This is a genomic window from Candidatus Hodarchaeum mangrovi (genome assembly GCF_975850365.1).
On record NZ_CDLCQJ010000056.1, the window covers coordinates 1 to 11,247 of the forward strand.

Consider the following 11,247-nt stretch of genomic DNA (forward strand, 5'->3'; position numbering starts at 1 on the left):
CATAATTTTGTATTGATTTTTCATGGCTACTTCGACAATAGGAGATGGTGATTTGATAGACTCAAGCATTAGTTGAGTAATAGCAACTATTGCTCCGGCAAAAAGAATTGCATCAATTTTATGGATATCTTCTTTAAAATCATAGGTAAATAATGGAATTCCATTTAAATCAGTAACCATTATTTTATCTGCACGTTGTCTTTTGAATAAACTTGGATAATTGAATCCATGGAATGAAAAATAATAGAATAATAAACCAATTAGGTTAAAAGCTCGAATTAGTGTTCTAATAAAAATATTCGGAGGAATCGAATAGAAAAGCAAAATAATGGTGAAAATCCAAGGAATGAAGAAAATAATCAGATTCCCTATTATTAATAATTTTAGTTGTCTCTCTTGAGTAATCCATACATCCTTATACCCATTCCAGAAGCTTATGGTTACGACCATGCCCATAATACCATTCAAGGTTAACATCAACATTTCAAGGGTGTAATCTGTCGCTATTCGGTACATATTTAGCTGATCTGACCAAATTGGTATTAAATTACTGATAACGATTAGAGTACTAATGACTGTGGCTACTATCGTGACTAAAAATTGGTCACGTGTTAATATTGAATCATACTCAAACTTCTCAGAAAACAGAAAGAAAATGTATGTGATAAAGAGTGTAGAAAGAAGGTAAACTTTACTAAATCCAATAAAAAGACCCCTATCATTCTGAGGAGCAAAAATACTAAAAAATATTGCAAAGTCTCTAAAAAGGAGAAATGTAAAGATCAATAAGAGGAATATTAACGTTTTAGGATATCTTTGTCTAACTAAAGCTTTAGAAATACGATAAATAAAAAATATCTCAAATATTATTTCAATAAAAATTATGATAAGGCTAATAAATACTTCATTTGCCAGATAGACCATTTTCTCAGACTCTATAGCTATTCTATTCGTATATACTATCTAAATGGATTTATGTTATTCAATTGACTCAATTTATTTTTAACTTAAATCAGTTAAAGTTTGAGATATACTTATCCAAACAGATCTTTAAAAATTTAAAATGGATAATTATAAGTTTTTACTTCCTGAAAATAACCCTTTTGGTAGATAATTATGTTACAAAAAGAAGAAGTATCACCTGAGGCAGGATTAATGACCTTTCCTGGATTTCCTGTTGTATTAGTTTGTGTGGACAAAAATATCATAACTATTGCAGCAGTAAGTTTCTTTTCCTTTGTTAAGCCTATGGTAATGATTGGTATAGTACCTTCAAGATATTCCTTTGAATTAATCAAAAAAACTCAAGATTTTTCCCTCAATCTTCCTACTACTGAACTTCTTCCTGCAATAAAGTACTGTGGATCTCACTCAGGACGAGATTGTGATAAATTTGCTGAAACAGGATTAACACCGGTTCCTGGAAAAAAAATAACCTCTGTTTTCATTGAAGAATGCCCAGTTAGTCTTGAATGTAAAGTAATTAATGAAATTAACCAAGGAGGAACTCATATCTGGTTTATCGGAGAAATTGTTACTAGTTATGTCCGAAAAGATTATTCTCGACAGCAGGCAATTCTCTACTGGCCAAGGGAATATAGGACAGTTGGTAATATTTTAAAATGAAAAAAATTAATTTTTCCTTTTTCTCTTGGTTCTCCTAGTATAGAGTTTCTTACTCAATATCAATGTTAAAAGTGCTACTTGTAATGGTATTAGCGAAAAATTAGAGGATTTTTGACTTATAGTTTTAGAGGTACTTTGAGTCAGAGGATCACTGATTCCATTTAATAAAATCATTCTTCCATATGGTTCAAGTAAGAGATTAATAGATTTATTCTCATCTACTATATATGTGGTGTTATTATTAAGGAGATCTACTAATACATCACCTACTTGGATCTCATGAAAGGTTGATAAATTTAGTAAATAAGCTAAACGATTTTTATTCCTATTAAAAATACCCACTGTTGCACTTTGGGACGTAGAGGATAATTCACGTCCAAACGATAAAACTCCTTCAACTTGATCTTCTATAGAAAAAAATGAACCTCGTTGAAAAACCTTATAGTTCTTCCTTATTTGAATTAGATCCTTGTAATTCTTTAGCATTGTTTGATTTTCTGATCCCCATGGAAAAGGTCGTCTGCTATCAGGATCCCTTACACCAGGTAATCCAATTTCATCGCCATAGTAAATAACTGGAACTCCTGGAACAAAGAATTGTAATGCTGCAGCTAACAAAACACGATCGTTTATTTCTTCTAATTCTGTAAGTATTCGAGCAGTATCATGATTTCCTAGATTTGTCCAGAGAGAGTGATAAGCTTCTGGGGGATAAAAATCTTGGAATGATACTAGTTTATTGATATAAGTGTTATCTGTATACCCTACATTAGTTCCTCGGATCCAAATTATTGTATTATCTCTGAACAGCATATTTTGCACTCCATCATTCATGGTTCCAGTAAGCCAAGTGTTTGCTCTATCCCAAACTTCACCAATAATAATATTATCAGATTTATCTACCTTGACACGATCTCGAATCAGTTTATTGACGACTCTGGAACCTGTACCATCGTCATAATCGGGATTAACATCAAGCCTAAATCCATCAACACCATGATTAGCCCAAAATGTGAACAAAGAATTAGCTCCAGTAATTAATTCAGTAGCAATATTCATTGTCTGATCATATTTCAAAGTAGGAATATTGTAGAAACCCCACCAAGCATCATAGTCATGATTACGGGTATAAAAGCGGAACCAATTGTTAAAGAGAGAAGTTACACCTTCATATGCTCCTTTTACGTATGGGTAAGGATCAGGAACTTGAAAAGCAGTTGGAAGAAGAAGATCTCCCACGTCCATGTTTTCAAATCGCTGAAAGTATATTGATTGAGCAGATACATGATTAATCACAACATCATAGATGATTTTTATCCCATTTAATTCGAGAGTTGACTCCAGTTCATCAAAAATTTTCAAAGAGGCTGTGATATTATTTCTTACAATTCCATTCTCACGAGCAGCAATCGACCCATAATAGGGATCTACTGATTTATAATTATCTACAGAATAACCATGATTGTCAGGTGATTCCGTAAAAGGATTTAACCATATAAAACCAATACCAAGGTCCTTAAGGTAATCAATTTTATTAAACACACCCTTAAGATCTCCACCAAAAAAATCGTTACCTCCAGTTGGTAATTCTGTCCAATCTCGTTTAATAGCAAACACTCGTTGTGCATCCTCTGAAGTAAAGGATCCATCTCCATTGCTATCCCACTCAAACCATGTGATATCTCCACTTGAGCCATCTCCTATAGCATCATTACTTAAATCTCCATTGAAAAATCGATCGAGAAAAATTTGGTACCCCACTGTTTGTTTATGCCAGTCTGGAGTAGTGAATCCTGGATCGTAGAATACTATACCAAAATCTCGTCCAGAATTATAGGAAGCATACATTTTGCCTACTCCACCATCTAATCCCTCATCATCGGAATAATAGTCAGTTTCGGTGCCATCAGTTAGAAAAAAGGAATAAAAGTAATCACTCGGTTGTAGAGGAGATAAAATCGTACCTTCCCAAAAATCATATTCTGATGTTGAAGCAATTTTTGTCATCTCACGAAATCCTTCGACTCCAGCTTCACCATCCCAATAGCGGATCTGGACTCGTGTAAGATCATTTATTGCTGAACGAATCCTTAATATGACATTTTGCCCTACCCTCACCGCCCCACTTTTATTCCACCCATCTGTTGTAGCCCAACCTGGACTTCGATAATATCCTTCACGAGTGTTATGATAAATTAAATCCCATTCTATATTATTATCGAAATTATAAGTTGGTTGAATTATCTTAGAAATTGAATCCTCCACTATATAATTATTCTTAAGGGTAGAATTACTAGAATTTAATGAAATAATTAAAAGAAGAATTATTAATCCACAGAGAGCAGGTTTTACAGCCATGCTATTGATCACCATTATTTTCTTACCAGAACCAATGTATTAAGTTTGATAAACACAGTTTTTTTTATTCTTTATCAAGTATTTTTAGTAGAACTTTTAAGACTAAATTAAAAGAACATAATTGGTTGCAAGTTATAGTGGGGTCATGAATATAACATATTATGTTGTTGTGATTGACCCATTCCATGCAACCACACATTTTTTTTTTCCTAATTCCTTCTTCGATAACCAATTTCTTTTTTCAACTTATTGTCGGAGAATTTCTCTGGATAGTTTTATGAAATCCGGGACTTAATGTGAGCATGAGGGTGACACATTGGTTTCAAATGAATATCTTTTCAAAATTTGTGCTATTGGATCACCCTCTTCACCAAAGACTTCTTTAATTAGAAGATATGCTGAGAATAAATTTGACAAGAATTATCTTCCAACTTTAGGAGTAGATATAACTACAAAGAAAATTACAATTGATAACAATAATATTAAATTGATCCTTGTAGATACTGCTGGCCAGGAATTTTTCGGAAAGTTACGTCCAAGTTACTATCGAGGAGCTTCTGCTTGCATGATCTTTTTTTTAATAGAAGATAAACAAAGCATTGCAGCAATTCCGAATTGGATAATGGAATTTCGGAAACATGTACCCTCCAAAGATATTCCTATCCTGCTGTTGGGAATAAAAAATTATCCTCAAAAAACCCAGAAAGTAACCAAATTATCTGATAAAAACACAGTTCGCCCACAGAAGGGGAAATTGAGTCCTATTCTTCATTTTATTTTACGAAAAAGATCAAATTTCAGATTAAAAAAGACAAAAAACCATAAGCCAGAGACAAAAGTTTTGGAAAAGAGCAGTGTTTCGTCAAAGGAAGGATATCATTATGCATATCTACATAATATGGATTATTGTGAGATTGATTTTGAAGATCCTTCTTCTTCCCAAGGACTGGAGAACTGTTTTATTCGACTTACTAATAAATTTCTACAATCACATCGCTAAAAGATCCAAGATTTCAAGATTTGTTTGGATGATCTACTCCCAAGGTAAATTAAGTCCTGAGATGAGGAAGTTAATTTCGCCATACTAGTATTTTGTTCCACGATACTAGCTATAACTTCCTCAGAAGAGGCAAAAAATTCTTCTGACTCAGTAACAAAATTCTTGAATGTTTCTTGGATCGTATCTACTGAATTATTAATCTTTTTTACTATTCCATTCACAGTTGTGTTTATAATCTATGAATTCTGTTTTGTTCCTTCTGCTAACCATCGAGTATTATCAACGACGACTAGAAATTCCTTAAACGTTAATGAATCAATCATAACATTTATTAACTTTTATCAATTAAATTTCGAATTGCTTTTTATGCAACATCTTAAGATCCATGCTATCCTTGTTTGACTTGCCTCAATTTTCATTCTATCAGGTTGTACCGATATTTTTGGACAGCATGGGAATTTTCCCACCTTTTATGGATGGGAAATGACTAAAATCCCAAAAATTCCACCCTCTACTGATCTTTTCATAAAATATCTTATAATCAAGCAACTTCTTTTCCAGCAGTATATGAAGGATTACTTGAACTCTCAACTAATAGTTCTGCTGTGAATTATAACAAATTTGATATAGCATACTAAGAATGGGAGCAACTACGGTACCAATTAAGCACATTCCTAGTTAATATAACTGATTCTACTCATTTTTATATTGATTTGAGGATTTAATAGTAGAATCATAGTTTTATTGACATAGCCAAAATTGTGAGATCTAATTTTATTATAGACTTGATGAGAGATTGATTTCACTACCTAACTAGATACTTTTTAAGTCACAAAAACTATATTTCGTTAATGAGTAAAGGTCCTCATTCTCGGAGGAAATTACAGTTCCTGTCTGTAAAAAGTGTCATAATTATGTCATGAAATTAGATGAGCGAAATCCATGTCCACATTGCGGAAATAAAGAAGCCCTGACCAAAAAAAATATTGAAGTTAAACCAGTTATTCCAGTCGATCTACAGCATGATTTTTCAAAAGGCATAAATCCTCAGGATGCCCCCTTTGATAAAAACGCTGAATTTTTTGACTCTAATTTTCCCCAAATCCCTGATTTCTTTGGTTACCTCAGTGAATTAGGAATCAAACCGAAGAAAGTATCTCAGAACTTGCCTTTAGAACCCTTATTTCCCCCTCTTGAAGGTGTTTCACTTGATCCTGCTTCACTTAAAGTCTATTTTCAATTAAGCATTGAATTTCAGATTATCCTAGATAAAGCACCAAATTATCAAGAAGGAGCTTTAAGGTGGAATATGATTCTCCCTGATCGTCTACAGGAATACGGATTAACAGAGGACGCTTGGAATAAAATCAGCAGTTTAGGGGATTCTGACCCCCTAATCCAACAACGGCTCTCTCTTCTAATGAAGCGTGTTTTTGGATAATTCCTTTTTAATTAGGAAATAATTTTATGAGATAACAAAATAATAGAAGTATATACCTTTTTTTATAGTTGTTGTTCATTCAATGGCTGAAAGCTCTGATATAAATGTATATTATTATGGTTTATGTGAAGCTACTCATCCAGTTCTAAAAAAGGGGATCACTTGCCCTAATTGTGGGCGTAAATACTGCTTGGATTCAATTAATGCATCAATAGATGCTGGACTTGACCAGTGCTCTTTTTGTAAAACTAGTTTTTCCTATTTTCCAGATATAAATTTGGATTCTTCAACTGCACGGTTTTGTCCAACCTGTGGAAGGAAAAATATTCATAAAGGAAAATTCTGTTCCAATTGCGGAAATAGCTTAACACAAGAAAATGTCTCTCCACCATCTTACTCTCCTACTCCTTCCACACAAACTAGCCCTAGTAGGGAAATTCGACCTCTGTATAGAACACCAACTCCTTATCAAACAATCTATCCAATTTCGGAAAAAAACCGATTGGTTGCTCTTCTCCTTTGCTTCTTCTTAGGATTTTTTGGTGTTCATCGATTTTATCTGGGAAAAGTTTTTCAGGATTAATTTATCTCGTAACATTTGGCTTTTTTGGTCTAGGTTGGCTAATTGATTTATTACAGATTCTATTTGGTAGTATGCGAGATCATATGGGGTATTTTGTAAAAAAATGGTAAAGTGAATTGATCATGGTTAAAGTACTGGTTGTTAAAACAAAAAGTCGCATTGATGGTATGAAAAAAATTTTTCAATATTATACAGATACTTTTCGTACTTTTCAGAATAAAACTATAATTATAAAACCCAATTTTAATACAGCTGATCCACCTCCAGCATCAACCGATATAACTATTATTAGAGAATTAATTTCTCATCTAATATCGGTGGGAGCAAAAAAAGTGATAGTAATGGAAAGATCAGGTCCGGCAAATACCCATCAAACAATGGTAATTAAAGGATTGTATACATTACAAGAAGAATTAGGGAATTTCGATATTATTGACCTTTCACAACCTCAAACTCATTGGATTCCTTATAATTCTGACGATTTGCATTGGAAAAAAGGTTTTCTTTACCCTAAATTATTAGAAACAGCGGATGCCATTATTACTCTTCCATGTCTTAAAACCCATCAATTTGGGGGACATTTCACTCTCTCCTTGAAGATTTCTGTAGGTTTAGTGCCGCGAGATGGTTATAATTATATGAGTGAACTTCATTCATCTCCTCATATCCGGAAAATGATCGCAGAAATCAATCAAATTTATAATCCTTCTCTAATAATTTTAGATGGAGTTGATGCGTTTGTGACTGGAGGTCCAGCTAAAGGATCGCTTAAGAATGCACAAGTAATGTTAGCAAGTACTGATAGAATAGCCATCGATTCTATTGGAGTAGCTATTCTCAGAGAATTAGGAACAACTCCCGAGGTATCTAAAGGATCTATTCTCGATCAAGAACAAATCGCTCGAGCTATTGAATTATCTTTAGGTATTAAGAGCTTAGAGAAAATAGATTTAGTGGGTTATGATGAGTACAGCCAGAATTATATTGAAAAAATCAAAAAATTGTTAAATTAGGTAGAATATTATTTAACTATCAAAAAGCTCATCTAATTCTTCAATCGCATTTTTAAGAGAATATTTTCGAAACGTTTCAGGCCCCTGCTCAGTTTGACATACTACTATCTTTTCTGTGATGTTTTCAAGCTGTTTTTCCTGTATATCTTGACAATTAGCATTATGAGAAGAAGTAGGTGGGTTTTTCATACATATATCTCACTTAAACGTCATAAGCTTCAAATTAATCACTCCTAATTGAACGAGCTATATAAATTTTTCTTCTTTCAGATGGAAAATAATTCTCTAGAATTTTGTCGGAGATATTTTATTTTTTAAAAAATTTAACAATTTTAATTAAGATGGATTATCTAAAAATTTTTATGGAAAACCTTCTAATCTTTATGAATAGTAACAAATTGGCTATTCTCTCCTTTATATGCAATACTATAACATTAAATGCATATAAAATTAGTCACATGACTTAAGGTCTGGTTAGTGAAAAAAAGGCTGTTAAATCATGTATTAAAAACTAAATTAATGAATTATTGTTTTGATAACTCAGCTGTAGATTTATAACTTAATCAATGCCTAATTTGATCATAAGACAGAATGGTGGGTTAACTAGTCGGTCTTAATTAGTCGTATATAACCCACTAGGAAATATGGCTATAAAGCTTCCCCTTACGACTCATTCTGTCCAACTCCACTTCTTTCACCCTTTGGGAAGGAGAACCTTTTTCTTAAATATCCTTAAGAATGTAAATTTTTTTTTATCAGATTTTTTACCTTTCAATTATACACTTAATTTTTTGATATAGCTATAGAAATTGCAATAAAGTCAAATTTAAAGACCAATTCACTAATTGGGTTTAATTTAATAAAACATCCATTTTTACCAATCGTAGGATATGGATCAGCTTATTTTTGCTCTTTTTCCCTAAGTTTTGGTTTTCTAAGTCCATCAACAAGATGATAAAAAGCTAGAATAGGATGCTTATAACTCATCTTCGGCCCAGAATGTCGCATTACCTCTCGGATTCTTTCCCTCATTTCAGGTTTATAGCAATGGATTGGACATTTATTGCATGTTGTTTTATTTACTCCATATGGACATTTATCTAAACGAATGTTGGCATAAATCTTTAATTCAATACATTCTTCACACAAATTATCCTTTGTATTGTGTTTATCATTACAATAAATCTGGATCATAATGTCTATTGTTTTTCGTTCACGGACCATTCGTTTATTTTCTTGGATTAATGACATGGCAACATTACTCCATAAAACTGAAAATCCAAGCTTTAGAACGAGATATTTAATAATTCGGAAATTTTTTCATATATATATGCGAAAGAAAGATCTTCAAATTTATTCTCCTTTCTTTGAGGATGAATTTCCGTCAAATACACAACTTCTTTTAGTTTAAAGGAAGGAGGTTAGAAATAATAAGTGTACTAGATACTGATGTTCACGATTTTATACTTAATGAGAAAATTTAGAAGTTATTGGTACACTTTTACTTTAAATTGTTGCAATAGAATGGTTATGTATTTTAAAAGACATCTCTGGCTTAAGGATGGATTTTTAGAATTGGAAATATACCTTTTTTCTACATGAATCTATTAATCTTCCTCATTTTAAAGGAGAATCTAAATTACTTTACTTAGACAGATTAAATGAAGTTAGAATAAAAATGATATAAAAATTAAACGTGATCCCTGATTTTGATAAGCTTTTTATTTCTGAAAATGATAGTTATTCAATAAAGTGGATTCTTCTTTATCTTATTGAGTATGACTCTACTCATTGGTCAAATTTCTTTATTAACTCACTTAAATCAGCTCTCATGAAAATTAATCTTTTTACCATAAATGGGGGTAGATCAATCCCGAGCCAGTTCCAAAGAGAATTATTTCTTCACTCTTATCTAGAAATTTATTTTCTAATAGATAATCTAATGATGCATAAGTAGCTGCTGCTTCTGGAGCTTGTAGAATTCCTTCATCTTTTGCTAGGATATTCATTGCTCTTATTATCTCTGCATCAGTAACTTTAACCACAGTTCCTCCCGAGTCATAGATTGCTCTTAAGATCAAATAATCACCGAATGCCTTTGGAACACGTAAACCTGGTGCAAGAGTAGAAGCGTTATCAAATTCTTCAGCTTTTGTCTGATTTTTTTGAAAAGCCTTCCAAATAGGAGCACATCCTTCAGTTTGAACTGAAACCATCCGAGGTCGTTTTGATCCTATCAATCCTAATCCTTCCATCTCATTAAAGGCTTTCCACATCCCCACAATTCCAGTTCCTCCTCCTGTAGGATAAATTATGACATCTGGGACTTCCCAATTATTTTGTTCTACAATCTCAAACGCCATTGTTTTCTTCCCCTCTACACGATATGGTTCTTTTAATGTTGAAACATCAAACCAATTTAATTCTATGCTTTTTTCATGAACTAGAGTAGCAGCAGTATTGATTAAACCATCTACTAAAGTAATATTTCCTCCAAACATACGTACCTCAGCTATTAACATTTCAGGGGTGTCAGAGGGCATAAAAATATGTGCTTCTGCGCCAACACATGCGCAATAAGCAGCTAGTGCTGCACCTGCATTTCCTGCAGTCGGGATAACAAATTTGGTTATCCCAAGCTCTTTTGCTTTAGAAACAGCAGCACATAAGCCTCTACTTTTAAAAGTCCCTGTTGGGTTTAATCCTTCATCCTTTAAAAAGAGTTTTTTCAGACTTTTGGCTGATCTTCTCAATTTAAGGAGTGGGGTCCATCCTTCACCCAATGTATACTGGTATTTAGGATTTATAACGGGCATTATTTCGCTAAATCGCCAAATGTTAAAACTTCTATTTTCGAGATTTAAAATATTCTCCTTCGCCTTTTCAAGCTCATATTCAGCAAAAAGGATTTTGCCACATCGTGGGCAAGTAGTAAAAATTTTTTGAGATTCGTATTTAGATTTACAAGCAGTACAACGTAAATTAGAAAGAAGAGATTTATTTAAAGGTCTTTTCATCACATTATCCCTTGTAATTCTCATAAGCTTTATGAAGTAAGGGCAATAAATCATATAGTTCAATTACCCCATTGTTAGGAGTAAAGAATTTTATACTTGTATTTAAAGGCCAAGTTTATATTTTCGCTTTGATTTGAGAATCAAATTTAGAAGTGGAGGAAATCGCTCTTTCAAGCACCCAAAAGACAATTTTTAGTATTAAAACCTTA

Annotated in this window: 11 protein-coding genes; 5 read left to right on the forward strand and 6 right to left on the reverse strand. The window is 32.7% G+C overall.

From position 1 onward, the window contains the following. Nucleotides 1–924: hypothetical protein (locus tag ACWVCY_RS05770; protein ID WP_455141055.1), on the reverse strand; the 924-nt coding region annotated here is incomplete at its 3' end. A gap of 192 nt (nt 925–1,116) precedes the next feature. Between ACWVCY_RS05770 and ACWVCY_RS05775 the strand changes: the two genes are divergently transcribed. Next, on the forward strand, nt 1,117–1,626 hold the full coding sequence (locus ACWVCY_RS05775; RefSeq protein ID WP_455141057.1) for a flavin reductase family protein: 510 nt from the start codon (nt 1,117–1,119) through the stop codon (nt 1,624–1,626). 6 nt (nt 1,627–1,632) lie between these two features. On the opposite strand, the gene ACWVCY_RS05780 is transcribed toward ACWVCY_RS05775, so the two are convergent. After that, complete coding sequence (locus tag ACWVCY_RS05780) at nt 1,633–3,984, reverse strand: alpha-amylase family glycosyl hydrolase (protein ID WP_455141059.1); 2,352 nt, start codon at nt 3,982–3,984, stop codon at nt 1,633–1,635. 316 nt (nt 3,985–4,300) lie between these two features. Here ACWVCY_RS05780 and ACWVCY_RS05785 point away from each other — a divergent pair, with 316 nt between their 5' ends. Beyond that, nucleotides 4,301–4,984, forward strand: coding sequence for a Rab family GTPase (locus tag ACWVCY_RS05785; RefSeq protein ID WP_455141061.1), 684 nt, complete (start codon nt 4,301–4,303; stop codon nt 4,982–4,984). On the opposite strand, the gene ACWVCY_RS05790 is transcribed toward ACWVCY_RS05785, so the two are convergent. Continuing rightward, complete coding sequence (locus ACWVCY_RS05790; RefSeq protein WP_455141062.1) at nt 4,981–5,205, reverse strand: hypothetical protein; 225 nt, start codon at nt 5,203–5,205, stop codon at nt 4,981–4,983. The two genes, ACWVCY_RS05785 and ACWVCY_RS05790, sit on opposite strands and share 4 nt — an antisense overlap. 698 nt (nt 5,206–5,903) lie before the next feature. Here ACWVCY_RS05790 and ACWVCY_RS05795 point away from each other — a divergent pair. From ACWVCY_RS05795 to ACWVCY_RS05805, 3 genes are all read left to right on the forward strand, one after another. After that, complete coding sequence (locus ACWVCY_RS05795; RefSeq protein ID WP_455141064.1) at nt 5,904–6,425, forward strand: hypothetical protein; 522 nt, start codon at nt 5,904–5,906, stop codon at nt 6,423–6,425. A gap of 82 nt (nt 6,426–6,507) precedes the next feature. After that, a complete protein-coding gene (locus ACWVCY_RS05800; protein ID WP_455141066.1) occupies nt 6,508–7,008 on the forward strand; it encodes an NINE protein in 501 nt (166 codons plus the stop codon). Nucleotides 7,009–7,130: 122 nt separating this feature from the next. After that, complete coding sequence (locus ACWVCY_RS05805; RefSeq protein WP_455141068.1) at nt 7,131–8,021, forward strand: DUF362 domain-containing protein; 891 nt, start codon at nt 7,131–7,133, stop codon at nt 8,019–8,021. A 12-nt stretch (nt 8,022–8,033) separates the two neighbouring features. Here ACWVCY_RS05805 and ACWVCY_RS05810 read toward each other — a convergent pair whose 3' ends face one another. The 3 genes from ACWVCY_RS05810 to ACWVCY_RS05820 form a co-directional block, all read right to left on the reverse strand. Continuing rightward, nucleotides 8,034–8,210, reverse strand: coding sequence for a hypothetical protein (locus ACWVCY_RS05810; protein WP_455141070.1), 177 nt, complete (start codon nt 8,208–8,210; stop codon nt 8,034–8,036). A gap of 711 nt (nt 8,211–8,921) precedes the next feature. Beyond that, on the reverse strand, nt 8,922–9,272 hold the full coding sequence (locus tag ACWVCY_RS05815; protein WP_455141072.1) for a nitrous oxide-stimulated promoter family protein: 351 nt from the start codon (nt 9,270–9,272) through the stop codon (nt 8,922–8,924). A 596-nt stretch (nt 9,273–9,868) separates the two neighbouring features. After that, nucleotides 9,869–11,038 carry a threonine synthase gene (locus tag ACWVCY_RS05820; RefSeq protein ID WP_455141074.1) on the reverse strand — a complete coding sequence of 390 codons (1,170 nt, stop codon included), beginning with the start codon at nt 11,036–11,038 and terminating at the stop codon, nt 9,869–9,871. Between the last annotated feature and the right edge of the window lie 209 nt (nt 11,039–11,247).